Origin of the sequence: Nocardia sp. CDC160 (assembly GCF_035818795.1) — a bacterium.
GTDB lineage: Bacteria > Actinomycetota > Actinomycetes > Mycobacteriales > Mycobacteriaceae > Nocardia.
Window position 1 is genome coordinate 1273062 of sequence record NZ_JAYKYT010000002.1, and the last position, 15562, is coordinate 1288623.

The following is a 15562-nucleotide window of genomic DNA, read 5'->3' on the forward strand; positions in this document are numbered from 1 at the left end:
TTTTCTGAATACAGATATTGCTGTACTGTCTCACGGGTGGAGACAGCACTGCACTTCGACGCGCTCGCCCGGTTCGGTCACGCCCTGTCCGATCCGACGCGCACCCGCATCCTGCTGAGCCTTCGGAACGCGCCCGGATATCCGTCGGGGCTGGCCGAGGAGATCGGCGTGTCTCGGCAGATCCTGTCGAATCACCTTGCCTGCCTGCGGGGTTGCGGACTGGTCGTCGCCGTGCCCGAGGGGCGGCGCAGCCGCTACGAGCTGGCCGATGCGCGGATCGCGCGGGCGCTCGAGGATCTGCTGGGCCTGGTGCTCGCGGTGGATCCGGCCTGCTGCGCCGACAGCGACGCCCAGGGGTGCTGCTGATGTCGCACCTGCTGGGGATGCCCGCACCACGCCCCGACGTCTCGCCCGCACCGCACCGGCGCGCGCAACTCGCCCGCCGGATCCGCTGGCTCGTGGCGGCGACCATCTCCTACAACGTGATCGAGGCGATCGTGGCGCTCGGCGCGGGAACGCGGGCCTCCTCGGCCGCGCTGATCGGGTTCGGCCTGGACTCGGCGATCGAGGTGTCCTCCGCCGCCGCGGTGGCCTGGCAATTCGCGGGTCGCGATCCGGAGGCCCGGGAGAAGACCGCGCTGCGGATCATCGCGTTCTCGTTCTTCGCGCTGGCCGCCTATCTGACGGTCGACTCCACGGCGTCCCTGCTGGGCTGGAACGAGGCCCGGCCCTCGCCGGTCGGAATCGGCTTGGCGGCACTCAGTCTGGTCGTCATGCCGGTCCTGTCCTGGGCGCAGCGCCGGGCCGGGCGGGAGCTCGGGTCCGGCTCCGCGGTCGCGGATTCCAAACAAACCCTGCTGTGCACGTACCTGTCGGCGGTCCTCCTGGTCGGCCTGCTGCTCAACAGCCTGCTCGGCTGGTCCTGGGCCGACCCGGCGGCGGCCCTCGCCATCGCCGGGATCGCGATCAAGGAGGGTCTCGCCGCCCGCCGCGGCGACACCTGCTGCGCCACAACACCCGAACTCTCCGTATCCGATCACTCCTGTTGCGCCACACCGGCGCAGTCGGGACAGGTGCCGTAGAGGTCGAGGTGGTGGTTGACGTCGGCGTAGCGGTATTGACGCGCGACGTGTTCGGTGTGGTGTTCGAGGGCGTCGAGGGTGAATCGCTCTGCGCGCCCGCAGATTCGGCACAGCAGGTTGTGGTAGTGCTCGGCGGTGTCGCGCAGGCGGTAGAGCAGCTCGCCGTCCTCGGCGCGCTGGGTCTCGACCACATGCTGTTCGGCGAACTGGTGCAGGATGCGATACACGCTGGTCAGTCCGACGCCCACGGTGGTACGCAATTCGGCGTGCCACTGTTGGGCGCTGCGAAAGTGGTTGTCGCGCTTCAATAATTCCAGCAGCGCGCGCTGGCGTGGGGTCGTGCGCCGACGACGGCGCAGCGGGTCAGGGGATCGACGGTCCTGGTATGACATGGGCTCGAACTCGGTATCGTCGGAGTCGGTCGAACAGGAGGGCTGCGAGGTAGCAGGAGGTGGCGACGGCCGTGATGGTGAAACTGGCCGGTGCCGCCGGAATGGCGTAGGACAGCGCGATGCCCGCCCACACCGCCACGGTGGCCAGCGCGGCGGACAGCCAGAACGCCGACCAGGGACGGTTGGTGAGCCGCGCGGCGGTGGCCGGTGGCGCGGCGAGCAGTCCCAAAACCACCACCGCACCGACCAATTGGGTGGCCTCGGCGACCGTCGCGCCGACCAGGGCCAGGAACACCGCGCCCAGGACCCGCACGGGGACACCCGATGCCCGGGCGACCGCGGGGTCGATGGTGGCGAACAGCAGTGGCCGCGCGATCGCCAGCAGCACCGCGATGGCCCCCAGCGCGATGAGCGCGGCCTGTGCCGCCGCCGCGGCACTGATGCCGAAGATGCTGCCGAACAAGACATTCACGTTCGCATTGCCATTGCCGCCGCTGCGGTGGGTGGTGTAGTAGGTCAGGAACAGCACGCCCAGGCCCAGCACCCACGAGAAGAACGAGCCGATCGCCACATCGTCGGCGCCGCCGCGCGCGCCGCCGAACCCGAGCGCCAGACCGGCGGCCATGGTCGCTAGGAAAAGCCCTGCGCGCGGACTGATTCCGGCGGCCAGTGCCGCCATCGCGCCCGCGTAGGCGACATGGCCGAGCGCGTCCCCGGCGAAAACCTCGCCGCGCTGCACGACGAAATAGCCCGCCAGCCCGCACAGGACCGCCACGGCGGTGCCCGCGAGCAGCGCATGATCGATGAACGGGTGCGAGAACATGGTGGTGACAGCGCTCATGCCGCGGCCTCCACAACCGCACCGGCGGGTGCCGCCGCGACGTGCTGCTGTCGCCGATCGAGCCAGCGCCGTACCCCGGCGCACAGCAGATAGCAGCCGAAAGCGAAAGTGCTGACCCAGAATCCGATCGGATACGGGGAGTAGAACGCGAAGGCCATGCCCGCCCAGGTGACCACCAGGGCGATCCCGATCGCGACCGCCACGCCCAGACCGGGATGACCGGTGAGCTGGTGCGCCGCGGCGGCCGGAGCCACGAGCAGCGCGAAGACCAGCAGACTGCCGGTCACCTGACTGGTGCCCGCGGCCGCGACGCCGAGCAGCAACAGGAACGCCGTCCCCAGCAGCCGCACCGGAATACCGTGGGCGGCAGAGGTTTCCGAGTCGATCGAGGCCCACAGCAGCGGCCTGCCCAGCAGCGCCAGGACGATCAGGCACGGCACGGCCGCGATGAGCAGCGCGATGACCTGCGTGTCGGTGACACCGGCGATGGTGCCGAACAACAGGTTCGTCAGGCCCGACAGAAAACCCTTGTACAGGCTGACGAACAGCATCCCGGCCGCCAGCGCGAAGGCCTGCACGATGCCGATGACCGCCGACTGCTCACCGCCGCGGGATCGGGTCGCGCGCGGCAGCGCGGCGATGACCACGGCCGCACCGATACAGGCCGCGAAATACCCTGCCCCGGCGGACAATCCGAGCCAGGTGGCCGCCGCCGCGCCGGGGAACCCGACCACGGCGAGGGTGTGTCCGGCGAAACTTTCCCGGCGCAGCACCATGACCCAGCCGACCGCTCCCGCCACGACCGCGACGATGGAACCCGCCCGCACCGCGTTGACCATGAACGGGTACGACAGCATTTCCGTCCAGTCCTGCACCACATTCCAGGTGGCCACCGGATTCATAGTTCCGGCCTTACCACAGGATCCGTGAGCCCGTGCCCCGGCGGGACATCCGGTTGACCGACCACCACCAGGCGGCCGGTGCTGTCGCGCAGCACCTCGATCGGGATGCCGTAGAGCGCGCTGAGCCGCTCGCCGCTGATGACCTCTTCCGGCGTTCCGCTCAAAACCGTTCCGCGCGCGACGTATACGAGGCGGTCGAGGTAGGGCAGGATCGGGTTCACATCGTGGGCGACCATCATCACCGTGACCTGTTCGCGTCGGCAGATATCGCGAATCAGGGCGCTGATTCCGGCCTGACTGGGCACGTCGAGGCTGTCGAGCGGTTCGTCGAGCAGCAGCAGGCGCGGATGACGCACCAGCGCCTGGGCGATCAGCAGTCGCTGCTGCTCACCGCCGGAGCACGACCCGATGGGCCGATGCGCGTAGGCGCTCGCGCCGACCAGTTCGATGACCTCGCGCAGCCGCGCCTGCTGCGCCTTGAACCGCTGTGGCGCAAGCAGTCTCGACAGCCAGGGGATCGGCGTACCCCAGCGGGTCCCGTCGAGACCGAGCCGCACGATGTCGATGCCGCGAATGTGCACACTCGCGTCGAAGGCCCGCCGCTGCGGCAGGTAACCGATGCCCGCATTGCGGCGGCCCGGCTTGCCGCCCAGCACCTCGACCGTGCCCGCCACGGTCGGGGTCAACCCCAGCACCGCCTTCAGCAGTGTGGATTTCCCGGCCCCGTTCGGACCGAGCACGGCGACGAACTGCCCGGGCTCCACGTCGAGGGACACATCCGACCAGATGCGCTTCCCACCGACCACGGCCGCGGTCCCCCTCATACGGACCACGGACGAGGGAGCCGGAACCGGCGACGGGGCCGCGATGTCGTCCATCGCGGCCCTGGTGTCCATGTCGGTCACCTACTTGCCGGTCGCCTTGTGCAGCGCGTCTTCCAACGACTGCAACTGGGCCGACTGCCAATCCTGGAATGTCGCGTCGGCCGGGGCGAGGGTCTCGGTCACCGTGGAGACCTCGATGCCCTGCTTCTTGACCGCGTCCACCTGCGCCTGCACATCCGGGGTGCTGTTCTGGCTGTTGAAGACGTAGACCTTGATGGCCTTGGTCGCGATCTGCTGATCGATCGCCGCCTTGTCGGCGGGCGCGGGATCGGTGCCCTCGCTGATGGCCCGGAGGAAGGTATCGGGCGTGATCAGCTTGAGCCCCAACGCATCCGAGAGCGGCGAGAAGATCGACTCGCTCGCGCCCACCGGGGTGCCCGCGTACTTGGACTTGATATCGGAGACCAGGCCCTTGTACTTCGCCAGCGTGACCGTGTTGAAGGTGGTCCGCTGCTGGTCGAAATACGCCGCGTCGGCCGGGTCGGCCTTCTTGTAGTCGTCGGTGATGGCGTCCACGACCTTGGCCACCGAGTCCGGCGAGTACCACTGGTGCGGGTTGCCGTCCTCGGCCACGCCCAGCTGCTTGCCGATGTTCAGCTCGGTGCGATCCTTGCCCGGGTTCGCGGCCAGCAGCTTGTCGGCCCAGGCGTCGTAGCCGATGCCATTGGCGATGAACACCTTCGCGCCCGCCACCGTGCGGGCGTCGGCGGGCGTCGCCTCGTAGTCGTGCGGATCGGTGTCCGGATTGCTGATGATGCTGGTCTCGTGCACCTTGTCGCCGCCGAGCTGGGCCGCGATGCTGCCCCACGCGTTGATGGTCGCGACCACCTCGAGCTTGCCGCCGGACGAGTCGGAGGACTTGGAGGACGTGCTGCATGCCGTCACGACCGTGACGAGCGCCGCGGCGCACATCGCCGCCACCATCACGCGTTTGCTGATACTCGGTCGAGCCATCGTGCTTCCCTCATCAAACTTGGAACTGAAAATCGTTGTCATGAAAGTAGCAGGTTTGACAACATGATTTCCAGCCGAGATCCCATGCTTCCGATTGGAAAAATCGGGCGAACGTCAACTCGCGGAATGACAGCCACACCTGCGCAAATAGATGCGAACGTACTAATGTGGCAATGAAATCGATCGATTCGGAGCGAACGAAGGGAAGCGATGTCCACGGCAAGCCACACCCTGCACACCGATCACGATCACGCGCACGGGCCCAATTGCGGGCACGTTGCTGTACCGCATGCCGACCACGTCGACTACGTGCACGACGGACATTTGCATCGGGCACACGACGGCCATTACGACGAATGCGAGCCGACCGGGCACAGCGCCCACGACGGCCACGACCACCGCCACGGCGAGGGCTGCGGACACGTCGCGGTTCCGCACGGCGATCACGTCGACTACATCCACGACGGCCACCGGCACGCGGCGCACGAGGGTCACTACGACGAGCACTGACTTCGCCTGCCCCGCGGTTCGATACGAACGGCGGGACGGCACCGGCCGCTCGCCCACACATCGCGGGTGAGCGGCCGGTTCGTTCCAGCTATCGGGATTCCCCGGCGGTTCGCGTGATTTCGAAGAGGTTGACGCGGTAGTTCGCGAAGTCGCGCAGATTGAGGCGGGCGGCGAGATCCATCATCCAGCGCTGCCGCCGGGGCAGGGCCCGGCGGATGTCCGCCTGCGGCCGGGCGAGAGTGCGGGAGTCGCGCAGGGTCAGGCCGATCGCGTTCAGGGTGGCGGGATCGTCACAGGCCCAGCGCATTCGCGCGGTCATCTTGCTCAGCGAATCGTGCCGATCCTGCGTGTCGATCATTTTCCGGCCGCAGGTGTCGAAGGCGATCGAGCTGCCGGGGAAGCGCTCGACCAGAGCCGAGAGCACTTCCAGGACCTGGGCCTCCTCGAGGTACATCAGCATGCCTTCGGCGAGAAACAGATACGGCCCGGGGGCTTGCGCGATCTCGTCGAACCAGGCCGGGTCGAGCACCGATGCGGCGATCATCCGAGAGCGGTCGCTCTCGGCGAAGTAGCGGCGGCGCAGTTCGATCACCTCGGGCAGATCCAGATCGAACCAGTGGCAGGAACCATTGTCGAGGCGATCGAATCTGCTGCTCAGGCCCGCGCCCAGTTCGATGACGGTGGCGGCGGGGTGTGCGGTGAGGAACTCGCGAGCCCAGGCGTCGAAGATGCAGGTGCGCACCACCGTGCCGATCAGGCTGGGGCCGCCGTCGAATTTGCCGAAGTCGTAGTCGATTCCGTCGACGATGCGGACGGCGCTGTCGTCGCGCAGCAGGCCCCGCGGCTTGCGGGTCTCGACCGCGCGCCCGTAGAGCGGGATCACCAGCGTCTCCTCCACCGGCGTCAATGCGAGTCGGCTGCGATCCTCACCCGAAGTGGTAGTGGACATACATGCTCCATCCATCGGCGGACGGCCGCTGCGGCAACGACATTCGCCGCGGCAACGGCCATCTCCTTATTGAAAACAATTTCCAATAGAGTACCCCTGTGAGGTCCCACGGCACACGGCCTCGTGCCCTGTCACGATGGAGCGATGGTCGATCAGCTCACGCGGCGCGGAAAACGCGTCCAGGTGTCCTCGACGTATGTGTTGGCCGTGCTGGTAGCCGTCGGGATGATCGGGCAGACCTGGCTGGCGGCGGCCGTCGGTGCGCTGCCACGATTGCAGACCGCGACAACCGTATTCGTGGGCGTGTTCGTTCAGGCCGTGCCGTTCCTGGTGCTGGGCGTGCTGGTCAGCGGCGTCATCGCCGCCTTCGTTTCGCCCGCGCTGCTGCGTAAGGCGTTGCCGCGCAACGAGACCGCCGCGATCGGCGTGGCGGGGCTGGCCGGGATGGCGCTGCCGGGATGCGAATGCGGTGTGGTGCCGGTGGCGCGGCGGTTGATCGAGCAGGGTGCGCCGAGTTCGGTGGCACTGGCCTTTCTGCTGTCGGCCCCGGCGATCAATCCGGTGGTGTTGGTGGCGACCGCGGTCGCGTTCCCCGGCGAACCCGGAATGGTCGCCGCCCGATTCGCCGGATCCCTGGGCACCGCGCTGGTCATGGGAATGCTGTGGTCGCGGATCGGTCGCCCGGAATGGATGCTGCCCCGGGCCGACGCCCACGAGCACTGCGCCACCGGACGTACCCGGTGGGAGGTCTTCACCGAGGCCGCACGCCATGATCTATTGCAGGCCAGCGCCTTTCTGGTGTTCGGCGCGGGAGCCGCGGCCGCCCTGCGTGTGCTGGTGCCGCCCGCGTGGTACCAGCGGCTGGGCGGGCAGATGGTGTTGGCGATCGCGGTGATGGCGGTGCTGGCCATCGTGCTCGCGCTGTGCTCGGAGGCCGACGCCTTCGTCGCGTCCAGCATGTCGACCCTGCCGCTGCTGCCCCGACTGGTGTTCCTGGTCGTGGGCCCGGCCGTCGATGTGAAGCTGTTCGCCATGCAGGCGGGCAGTTTCGGCCGCCGCTTCGCGATTCGCTTCTCGCCGTTGACCTTCGCGGTGGCGATAGGGTGCGGCACGGTCGCGGGATACGTCTTCCTCGGAGGTGCGCGGTGAATCGGGAGACCCAGAATGTGTTGCTGCTGTTCATTGGTGGCGCGGTGCTGTGGACCGCGCTCGACGGCGGCTACCTGCGCTATGTGAAGCCCGGGCTGTTCCCCTTCCTGGTGATCAGCGGCGTCGGATTCCTCCTGTTGGGGCTCGTGTCGATCGTGCGCGATGTCCGCCGCGGCTATCCCCCCGACGCACACGAGCACGGCACCGGCCGCGCGCACTGGGCACTGCTTGCTCCCGTCGCCGCCCTGCTGCTCATCGCACCCCCGGCGCTCGGCGCGGGGGCGATCACGAGTTCGGCTCCCGCGCAGGTGAATTCGACCGGCCCGACCGGCGACCCCAACATGATGGCCTTCCCATCCCTCCCGAACGACCCCGCACCCTCCCTCACCATCTACAACCTCGTGCAGCGCGCCCTGTTCGACTCCACCCACTCCCTCGACGGCCGCCAGGTCACCATCAGCGGCTTCATCGTCGGCCTCGGCTCCGACGGCCAACCGCGCCAGGCCGGTTCCACCATCGACCTCGCCCGCATGCTCATCACCTGCTGCGTAGCCGACGCGACCTACATCTACGTCCACCTCTCCGGCATCCACGAACCCATCCCCGACGACACCTGGCTCGAAATCCAAGGCACCGTCGAACCCGGCAGCGCCACCCGCGACCACGCCAGGGTCCCCACCTTCGACGTCAGCGATTACCACCGGATCCCGGCCCCGGACCGCACCTACGAACTCCCCCACTGAGGCGCGGCTTTCCGTCCGCATCGAGTTGACACGATATTCCCAGCGAAGGCCGTTATTCTGCCGCGCATGATCGGCGCATCCGGACTCGACTGGGGTCATGAGCTTTTCCACAGCCTCTGGTGGATCGCGAAGGGTTTTGTGATCACCTCGGCTGTTTTCCTTGCGGTCACCGCTGGATTGATCAGGTTCACCGGTTGGGGGCGGATGTTCTGGCGGATCACCGGCGGGTATTTCAAGAGCCGCGACAACTGGCCCGGCTGGGGACTGTTGGCGATCGTGATCGTGCTGGCGGTCTATTCGGTGCGCATCAATGTACTGTTCACCTACTACTACAACGACATGTATTCCTCGCTTCAGCTCGGGGTGCAGGCGCTGGCCGAGCACGATGCGGCCGCACAGGATCATGCCGAAACACTGTTCTGGCGGAGTGTGGTGGTCTTCGCCATTCTCGCCGCCATCTCCGTAGTCATGACCATGGCCATCTACTGGTTGAACTACGCCTTCCAGATCCATTGGTGGAAGTGGCTCAACAAGCGCTATCTCGACGATTGGATGGCGGGAAAGGCGTACTACCGCAACCGTTTCATCGACCAGACCATCGACAATGCCGACCAGCGTATTCAGCAGGATGTCCAGGATTTCGTGAACGGCATCTTCGCGCTGTCTTTCGGCGGCAATATCGGCCCGTACACGGTGCCCGGTGGCGGGGTGGTGGGCAGCGGACTCACCGTTGTTTCGTTCACGCCGATTCTCTGGGGATTGTCGCTCCCGCTGGAGCTGTTCGGCCACCAATTTCCCCGAGCGCTGACCTTCTCGGTGATCATCTTCACCCTGCTCGCCACTGTCGTCGCGTTCTGGATCGGCCACCCATTGATCCGATTGAACTTCCTATTCCAACGCCGCACCGCCGATTACCGTTTCGGGCTGGTTCGGCTGCGTGAGAATGCGGAGAACGTCGCCTTCTACCACGGTGAGAGCCAGGAACGCAGCGGTCTCGACGCCCGGTTCGACGGCGTCATCGCCAATACGTGGGAGCGGGTGTATCGGCTGGTCAAGTTCTACGGCTGGAACCAACTGACCAACCAGACGTCACAGATCTTCATCGCAATAATCATGGGCCCACAGGTTTTGCAGGGCCTCACCACGCTCGGCAATCTTCAGCAGGCGGCCAGCGCCTTCACCAGCCTGCAAACCGCGGTGTCCATGCCGCAGAACTCCTATGACGCGTTCACCTACACCCGTGCCACCCTCGTTCGTCTCGACGGACTGCGCGACGCCGACGAGAAGGCGCGGGAACTGCCGACCATCGGCAGCGGCGATCTGCCCGAGGGACTCGAACTGGCGGAGGTGAATGTCAGCAAGCCGGACGGCACACCGTTGATCACCGACCTGTCCCTGCGCCTCGGGCCCGGGGACGCCTTGGTCGTGAAGGGCGATTCCGGCGTCGGCAAGACCACACTCCTGCGCAGCATCGGCGAATTGTGGCCCTACACAGCGGGATCCGTACGACGCCCACCCGGCAACGACACCCTGTTCCTGTCCCAGCGCCCGTATCTGCCGCTCGGGAACCTACGCGAAGCCATCACCTACCCGGCCGCCCCCGACGCGGTCGACGACACGGCCCTGCGCGAAATCCTCATCAAGGTCAACCTGGGCCACCTGGTGGACCGCCTGGACGAGGACGACAACTGGGGCTCTACCCTCTCCCCCGGCGAACAGCAGCGCATCGGATTCGCCCGAATCCTCTTGCTGCAACCCAAACTAGCCTTCCTCGACGAGGCCACCTCCGCCGTAGACGAGGGCCTCGAATACACCCTCTACAACCTGGTCCGCACCGAAGCCCCAAACACCGTCCTAGTCAGCGTCGCCCACCGCAGCACAGTAGACCGCCACCACAACCACCGCCTCGAAATCACCGGCGGCGGCCCCTGGACCTTCACCCCACTCGAGGTTGTGCCGTAACTGAATTCGCGTGTTCCACAACGACTCTCGGACAATACGGACAACATTCAAACAGCTCGCCCGCCAATTCGATTGCGCCGATAGCCTTCTCACCCATGGTGAGTGCCCGGCACGAGGCAATGCATCGGATCTTTCAGCACGACCCGGCCATGTTCGCACGCGCGTTCCGCGCCCTGGCGCTACCGTTCCCAGATCCCACCGAGGTCACGGTGCTGACCACAGATCTCACCGAACACCGACCGCTCGAACGCCGTGTCGATACCCTCCTGCGCATCGCTACCGGGCAGGGCGAGTTTCTGCTGATCGTCGAGGCGCAGGGCCACAGCGACGCGGGCAAGCCATCCGCGTGGACCTACTACATTGCCCATTTGTCCGCGAAGTACGACCTCCCGGTCATCCTTCTCGTCGTGTGCCATGATCGCGCGACGGCGCGGTGGGCCAGCTCGTTACCCGATGTCGGCCTGCCGTTCTGGCCCAGCCTGACCACCCGCCCACTGGTCCTCGGCCCACACAACGTTCCCGTGGTCACCGACGTCGACACCGCGGCGGCCGATATCCCGCTGGCAGCCTTGTCGGCGGCGACGCACGCCACCGATCCCCAGATCGGTGCGATACTGAAGGCGCTGTCCACAGCGCTGAAGACCCTGGAGAAAGAGGATGCCCGCTGGGTCTTCGCCGAATACACCGAACTCAGCCTGGGCAGCACCCCGGCTGCCGACCAGTGGAGGAAGTTGATGACCGTGGAGCTGTCATTCTTCCGATCGGAGACCGCCCAGCGCCTGCGCGCAGAAGGGCGCGAGGAAGGACGGGCGGCCGCTGAGGCCGAAACGCTGTCGGACACGATTTTGTTCATTCTCGAACAGCGCGGGATCCCGGTGGGTGACGAAGACCGGACCCGAATCACATCCTGCGCCGACCGGGAACAGCTGCTCCGGTGGCGAGCCCGATCACTCGAGGCCACGTCGACAACCGAGCTTTTCGGCGATTCCCGCTGACGGATAGGACTCCTTGGCCGAAAATGCGGTTTTCGTGGCTCGTTAGGCGGGGCGCGCGAAACCTGGGATGCCGCACGATGATTCGGCGTCGATCATCAACTCGAAGGAGTCCCGAATGCCTATCATCACCACGGCCGACGGTGTGGAGATCTATTACAAGGATTGGGGTACTGGGCAACCCATTGTGTTCAGTCATGGTTGGCCGTTGTCCTCGGACGACTGGGACGCGCAGCTGATGTTCTTCGTGAACCATGGGTTTCGGGTGGTTGCGCACGATCGGCGCGGGCATGGTCGGTCGGCTCAGGTTGCCGACGGGCACGATATGGATCACTACGCCGATGATCTGGCGGCGGTCGTCAACCATCTCGATTTGACCGATGCGGTGCATGTCGGTCACTCCACCGGCGGCGGGGAGGTCGTGCGCTACCTGACCCGCCACGGCCAGGATCGTGCGGCCAAGGCCGTGTTGATCAGTGCCGTGCCGCCGATCATGGTCAAGACCGCCAATAATCCGGGCGGACTGGACAAGTCGGTCTTCGACGACATTCAGCAGCAGGTCGCCACCCGCCGCTCGGACTTCTTCCGGACCTTCGCCGAAGGACCGTTCTACGGCTACAACCGACCCGGGGCGCAGCCGTCGGAGGGCGTGATCGCCAACTGGTGGCGGCAGGGCATGAACGGCGGCGCCAAGGCGCACTACGACGGCGTCGTCGCGTTCTCCCAGACCGACTTCACCGAGGAACTCACCAAGATCACCATCCCCACCCTCGTCATGCACGGCGAGGACGACCAGGTGGTCCCGATCGACAACACCGGCGTCCGCTCGGCGGAACTACTGCCCAACAGCACGCTCAAGACCTACCCGGGCTTCCCCCACGGCATGCCGACCACCGAGGCCGCCACCATCAACGCCGACCTGCTCGCCTTCATCCGCTCCTGAGCAACGGCCGACCTCGAGGTGGCGGCCACCGCCACCCGCCCGATGCGAAAAGCGCGAACCGAAGCGGTGCGCGCTTTTCGCGCCCGGGTCCATCAGGCGTACTTCTTGCCGAGATCGCTGGACCGCAGCGCGGCATTGTCGTTGATGCCGATGACATAGCCGTCGGGATCGCGGAAATAGAACTCGCGCTGGCCATTGTGGTCGGAGACAACGGGTTTCACGATCTCGGCGTGCTCGGAGAACTCCTCGAACGTCCGCTCGAAGTCGTCGACGCCCAGGTAAAACATGCCGGTGAAGCCGATGGACTGCCCGGCCAGTACCGGCAGCCAGTTCTTCAGATCGGCATTGCTGTAGAGCATTCCGCAGAACTGCCCGCGATACGACAGCATGTGCAAATCGTCGCCGGGGCGTGCGGTGCTCGAATCCACCTCGAAGCCGAGGCGCTGATAGAAGGCGATGCTCGCCGAGGTGTCGGCGACGCCCAGACACGGAATGAACGGCATGACGAATCTCCCTTCGTGAGTTGAGATGCTTCCCGGTGCGGCACGCAGCGACTGTTACAGATGTAAAGGTACATTTGTACCAATAGTCGCCCAGTGTAGTACCGGTAACCGACAACCGGTAGCCACCAATTTGCGGAAGGTTGTCTTCATGGCCGATCAGGCACCGAAAAGACGGCGTCGCGACCCGGAACGCCGACGCGAGGAGATCCTGAGCGCCGCCGAGGAGGTGTTACTCGAACGTGGCGTCGCGGGCCTGACCCACCGGGCCGTCGCCGAGAAGACCGGCGTCACCCTGGGCGCGACGACCTACTACTTCAAGACCCTCGACGACATCATGCGGGCCGTGCTGCAACGCGTCGCCGACCGCTTCGCGGCCTACCTCGACGCGTTCCACGAGGCCGGAGAATTCACCGGCCTCGGCGACTTCGTCCCCGCCCTCGCCCAGGCGCTGGTCGAGTCCTACACCGCCGGGCGCGATCTCACCGCCATGGAATGCGACCTCCTCTTCGCCGCCATGCGTCGCCCGGAGCTGCGCCCGATCGCCGACCAGCTCACCCGCGCCACCGCGGCCGCGATCGCCCGCTACACCGACCCCCTCACCGCCCGCACCGCCGCCGCCCTCGCCATGGGCATCACCATCCAGGGCATGACCACCCCCGACCCACCCGACGTCACCGAGGTCACCACCATGCTCGAGCGCCTGCTCGGCACCGAACGAACCGCGTGAGGTTCGCGCCGCTACCTATCGGCTGCACCACGGCTGAAGCCGGAGGCTGTCGGTAGCCGCGTTTATGCTGGCCGAGCGAGGTCGAACAAGCGCTGTCGAAACTGCGTCGCCGCGAAGTCCTGCGCTCGGTCGTCTGCCTGTGAATCCGGCGGGGCTCAGAGTGAGCGGGAGATGATCTCCTTCATGATTTCGCTGGTGCCGCCGTAGATTCGGTTCACGCGCGAACCCGTGTACATGTTCGCGATCGGGTACTCCATCATGTAGCCGTAGCCGCCGAAGAGCTGCAGGCAACGGTCGACGATCTTGTCGCAGGTCTCGGCGGCGAACAGTTTGGCCATGGAGGCGGTGGCGGGATCGTTCTTGCCGTCGATGTACTGCTGAATCGCGTAGTCCACCAACGTCTTTATGGCCAGCGCCTCGGTCTTGACCTCGGCGAGGGTGAACGCGTTGTGCTGGAACTTGCCGATCGGGCGTCCGAACGCCTCCCGCTCCCGCGAGTACTTCAGCGCCTCGAGCACCGCGGCCTCGGCCAGCGCCGAGCACAGGCTGGCGATGATCAGCCGCTCCCGCGCCAGCTGCTCCATGAGTTGGTAGAAGCCCAGACCTTCCTGCGCGCCAAGGAGATTGGCGACCGGGACCCGCATGTCGGAGAAGAACAGCTCGCGGGTGTCCTGGGCGTGCTGGCCCATTTTCTCCAGCACCCGCCCGCGCTCGAAGCCCGGCAGGTCCTTGGTCTCGGCCACGATGAGCGACACACCCGCCGCACCCTGGGACGGGTCGGTCTTGGCCACGATCACCAGCAGATCGCAGTGGGTGCCGTTGGAAATGAACGTCTTCGAGCCATTGATGACGTAGTGGTCGCCCTCGCGAATGGCGGTGGTGCGCACCGACTGCAGGTCCGATCCGGTGCCCGGCTCGGTCATGGCGATGGCCAGCACCAGATCACCACTGATGATGCCCGGCAGCCACTTCGCGCGCTGTTCCTCATTGCCGTATTTGTAGAGGTAGTGCGACACGATCGGTGAGTGCACGGAGAACCCGAAACCGTTGTCGTGCGCGTAGACCAGCTCTTCCTGCACGACGGCCTGCATACCGAAATCACCTGCCGCACCGCCGAATTCCTCGGGCAGATCCAGGCCGAGCAGACCGGCGTCGCCCGCCTTGTTCCAGAATTCGCGGTCGACCATGCGCTGCCCGGTCCAGCGCTCGCGATGGGGCACGGCCTCCTTGCGGAAGAACTCCGCGGCATGCTTGCGCAGCTCGCGGTGCTCGTCGGTTTCCCAGGTGGGCCGGTAGTCGGGGAAAAGTTCGGACATTGCAGGAACGATACGGTTGTATAGTCGGCCGGTCAATGGTAGCGGATTCATTACTTGCGACCCACTGCCTACTACCGCCCGTAGAATCACTGCATTCCGACGAACGAGGGCAGATGCTGAATCCCAGGGCCACCAACGACGACCTCACCGCCAAGGCGCGCATTCGCAATGCCGCCATGGACCTGTTCGCCCAGTACGGCGAATCGCGGGTCTCGCTGCGCGCGGTCGCCGCCGAGGCGGGCGTCACCCTGGGCCTGGTGCAGCACCACTTCAAGACCAAGGCGGGCCTCATCGACGCGGTGGACCAGCTGGTCGTCGACTACTTCGCCGCCGCGGTCTCCTCGGTGCCGCTGGCCGGAACCCCCGGCGAGAACGCCGCCGCCCGCAACGAAGCCGTGCGAAAAATGCTGCGCGACAACCCCGCCGTCGTGAACTACGTCCGCCGCGCGGTCCTGGAACCCGCGGAAACCCAAATGCGCCTGCTCGAATCCCTCATCGAGCTAACCCGCCGCGAGGTCGGCATCCTCCGCGAAGCGGGCCTGGCCTCCACCACCCGCCGCGAATCGACACAGATCGTCGACGTCCTGGTGAGCCAATTCGGCGAACTACTCCTGGCCCCGATGATCGACGCGGTCTGGGAGCGCGTCACCGAATCCCCGGATGCTGACAAGCCCCGCCTCACGATCACCGTCCGCGACTGACCCGGGCCGCAC

General features: G+C 66.3%; 18 protein-coding genes. 10 read left to right on the forward strand and 8 right to left on the reverse strand.

Features of this window, described 5'->3' with window-relative positions:
* Nucleotides 1-36 precede the first annotated feature (36 nt).
* Nucleotides 37-366 (forward strand): ArsR/SmtB family transcription factor, encoded by a 330-nt coding sequence (locus VMT40_RS13405; protein WP_326358301.1) that lies wholly within the window; start codon nt 37-39, stop codon nt 364-366.
* A complete protein-coding gene (locus VMT40_RS13410) occupies nt 366-1082 on the forward strand; it encodes a cation transporter (RefSeq protein WP_326358302.1) in 717 nt (238 codons plus the stop codon). The genes VMT40_RS13405 and VMT40_RS13410 overlap by 1 nt, the downstream gene beginning before the upstream one ends.
* Here VMT40_RS13410 and VMT40_RS13415 read toward each other — a convergent pair.
* From VMT40_RS13415 to VMT40_RS13435, 5 genes are read right to left on the reverse strand one after another with little or no spacing between them, the layout of a single operon-like run.
* A complete protein-coding gene (locus VMT40_RS13415) occupies nt 1037-1474 on the reverse strand; it encodes a Fur family transcriptional regulator (RefSeq protein ID WP_326358303.1) in 438 nt (145 codons plus the stop codon). The genes VMT40_RS13410 and VMT40_RS13415 overlap by 46 nt on opposite strands.
* Nucleotides 1446-2315, reverse strand: coding sequence for a metal ABC transporter permease (locus VMT40_RS13420; protein ID WP_326358304.1), 870 nt, complete (start codon nt 2313-2315; stop codon nt 1446-1448). The genes VMT40_RS13415 and VMT40_RS13420 overlap by 29 nt, the downstream gene beginning before the upstream one ends.
* Nucleotides 2312-3217: a metal ABC transporter permease gene (locus VMT40_RS13425; RefSeq protein ID WP_326358305.1), complete on the reverse strand. Its 906-nt coding sequence runs from the start codon at nt 3215-3217 to the stop codon at nt 2312-2314. The genes VMT40_RS13420 and VMT40_RS13425 overlap by 4 nt, the downstream gene beginning before the upstream one ends.
* Nucleotides 3214-4113 (reverse strand): metal ABC transporter ATP-binding protein, encoded by a 900-nt coding sequence (locus tag VMT40_RS13430; protein ID WP_326358306.1) that lies wholly within the window; start codon nt 4111-4113, stop codon nt 3214-3216. Before VMT40_RS13430 ends, VMT40_RS13425 begins: the two co-directional genes overlap by 4 nt.
* Before the next feature lie 9 nt (nt 4114-4122).
* Nucleotides 4123-5055 carry a metal ABC transporter solute-binding protein, Zn/Mn family gene (locus tag VMT40_RS13435; protein ID WP_326358307.1) on the reverse strand — a complete coding sequence of 311 codons (933 nt, stop codon included), beginning with the start codon at nt 5053-5055 and terminating at the stop codon, nt 4123-4125.
* Between the two features lie 210 nt (nt 5056-5265).
* On the opposite strand from VMT40_RS13435, the gene VMT40_RS13440 reads away from it, so the two are divergent.
* A complete protein-coding gene (locus VMT40_RS13440; protein WP_326358308.1) occupies nt 5266-5565 on the forward strand; it encodes a hypothetical protein in 300 nt (99 codons plus the stop codon).
* Nucleotides 5566-5653: 88 nt separating this feature from the next.
* Here the strand turns inward: VMT40_RS13440 and VMT40_RS13445 are convergent, their stop codons facing one another.
* Nucleotides 5654-6514 (reverse strand): class I SAM-dependent methyltransferase, encoded by an 861-nt coding sequence (locus VMT40_RS13445; protein WP_326358309.1) that lies wholly within the window; start codon nt 6512-6514, stop codon nt 5654-5656.
* A gap of 144 nt (nt 6515-6658) precedes the next feature.
* Here VMT40_RS13445 and VMT40_RS13450 point away from each other — a divergent pair, with 144 nt between their 5' ends.
* From VMT40_RS13450 to VMT40_RS13470, 5 genes are all read left to right on the forward strand, one after another.
* Complete coding sequence (locus VMT40_RS13450; protein WP_326358310.1) at nt 6659-7663, forward strand: permease; 1005 nt, start codon at nt 6659-6661, stop codon at nt 7661-7663.
* Nucleotides 7660-8406, forward strand: a complete 747-nt coding sequence (locus VMT40_RS13455; RefSeq protein ID WP_326358311.1) for a TIGR03943 family putative permease subunit — start codon at nt 7660-7662, stop codon at nt 8404-8406. Before VMT40_RS13450 ends, VMT40_RS13455 begins: the two co-directional genes overlap by 4 nt.
* Before the next feature lie 66 nt (nt 8407-8472).
* Complete coding sequence (locus tag VMT40_RS13460) at nt 8473-10368, forward strand: ABC transporter ATP-binding protein/permease (protein ID WP_326358312.1); 1896 nt, start codon at nt 8473-8475, stop codon at nt 10366-10368.
* Between the two features lie 95 nt (nt 10369-10463).
* The gene (locus VMT40_RS13465; protein ID WP_326358313.1) at nt 10464-11363 is read left to right on the forward strand and encodes a hypothetical protein; all 900 of its coding nucleotides are present in this window, start codon (nt 10464-10466) and stop codon (nt 11361-11363) included.
* A gap of 115 nt (nt 11364-11478) precedes the next feature.
* Nucleotides 11479-12303 (forward strand): alpha/beta fold hydrolase, encoded by an 825-nt coding sequence (locus VMT40_RS13470; protein WP_326358314.1) that lies wholly within the window; start codon nt 11479-11481, stop codon nt 12301-12303.
* Between the two features lie 92 nt (nt 12304-12395).
* Here the strand turns inward: VMT40_RS13470 and VMT40_RS13475 are convergent, their stop codons facing one another.
* Nucleotides 12396-12806: a VOC family protein gene (locus VMT40_RS13475; RefSeq protein ID WP_326358315.1), complete on the reverse strand. Its 411-nt coding sequence runs from the start codon at nt 12804-12806 to the stop codon at nt 12396-12398.
* 148 nt (nt 12807-12954) lie between these two features.
* Here VMT40_RS13475 and VMT40_RS13480 point away from each other — a divergent pair, with 148 nt between their 5' ends.
* Entirely contained in the window at nt 12955-13533 is a 579-nt protein-coding gene (locus tag VMT40_RS13480) for a TetR/AcrR family transcriptional regulator (RefSeq protein WP_326358316.1), read from the forward strand.
* Nucleotides 13534-13688: 155 nt separating this feature from the next.
* Here the strand turns inward: VMT40_RS13480 and VMT40_RS13485 are convergent, their stop codons facing one another.
* A complete protein-coding gene (locus tag VMT40_RS13485; RefSeq protein WP_326358317.1) occupies nt 13689-14849 on the reverse strand; it encodes an acyl-CoA dehydrogenase family protein in 1161 nt (386 codons plus the stop codon).
* A 113-nt stretch (nt 14850-14962) separates the two neighbouring features.
* Between VMT40_RS13485 and VMT40_RS13490 the strand changes: the two genes are divergently transcribed.
* Nucleotides 14963-15550: a TetR/AcrR family transcriptional regulator gene (locus VMT40_RS13490; RefSeq protein ID WP_326358318.1), complete on the forward strand. Its 588-nt coding sequence runs from the start codon at nt 14963-14965 to the stop codon at nt 15548-15550.
* Nucleotides 15551-15562: the final 12 nt, after the last annotated feature.

Coding starts and splice junctions, on each gene's coding strand:
- VMT40_RS13410 (WP_326358302.1), top strand. CDS start 366: ATGTCGCACCTGCTGGGGATGCCCGCACCACGCCCCGACGTCTCGCCC.
- VMT40_RS13415 (WP_326358303.1), bottom strand. CDS start 1,474: ATGTCATACCAGGACCGTCGATCCCCTGACCCGCTGCGCCGTCGTCGG.
- VMT40_RS13420 (WP_326358304.1), bottom strand. CDS start 2,315: ATGAGCGCTGTCACCACCATGTTCTCGCACCCGTTCATCGATCATGCG.
- VMT40_RS13425 (WP_326358305.1), bottom strand. CDS start 3,217: ATGAATCCGGTGGCCACCTGGAATGTGGTGCAGGACTGGACGGAAATG.
- VMT40_RS13430 (WP_326358306.1), bottom strand. CDS start 4,113: ATGGACACCAGGGCCGCGATGGACGACATCGCGGCCCCGTCGCCGGTT.
- VMT40_RS13435 (WP_326358307.1), bottom strand. CDS start 5,055: ATGGCTCGACCGAGTATCAGCAAACGCGTGATGGTGGCGGCGATGTGC.
- VMT40_RS13440 (WP_326358308.1), top strand. CDS start 5,266: ATGTCCACGGCAAGCCACACCCTGCACACCGATCACGATCACGCGCAC.
- VMT40_RS13445 (WP_326358309.1), bottom strand. CDS start 6,514: ATGTCCACTACCACTTCGGGTGAGGATCGCAGCCGACTCGCATTGACG.
- VMT40_RS13450 (WP_326358310.1), top strand. CDS start 6,659: ATGGTCGATCAGCTCACGCGGCGCGGAAAACGCGTCCAGGTGTCCTCG.
- VMT40_RS13460 (WP_326358312.1), top strand. CDS start 8,473: ATGATCGGCGCATCCGGACTCGACTGGGGTCATGAGCTTTTCCACAGC.
- VMT40_RS13465 (WP_326358313.1), top strand. CDS start 10,464: ATGGTGAGTGCCCGGCACGAGGCAATGCATCGGATCTTTCAGCACGAC.
- VMT40_RS13470 (WP_326358314.1), top strand. CDS start 11,479: ATGCCTATCATCACCACGGCCGACGGTGTGGAGATCTATTACAAGGAT.
- VMT40_RS13475 (WP_326358315.1), bottom strand. CDS start 12,806: ATGCCGTTCATTCCGTGTCTGGGCGTCGCCGACACCTCGGCGAGCATC.
- VMT40_RS13480 (WP_326358316.1), top strand. CDS start 12,955: ATGGCCGATCAGGCACCGAAAAGACGGCGTCGCGACCCGGAACGCCGA.
- VMT40_RS13485 (WP_326358317.1), bottom strand. CDS start 14,849: ATGTCCGAACTTTTCCCCGACTACCGGCCCACCTGGGAAACCGACGAG.
- VMT40_RS13490 (WP_326358318.1), top strand. CDS start 14,963: ATGCTGAATCCCAGGGCCACCAACGACGACCTCACCGCCAAGGCGCGC.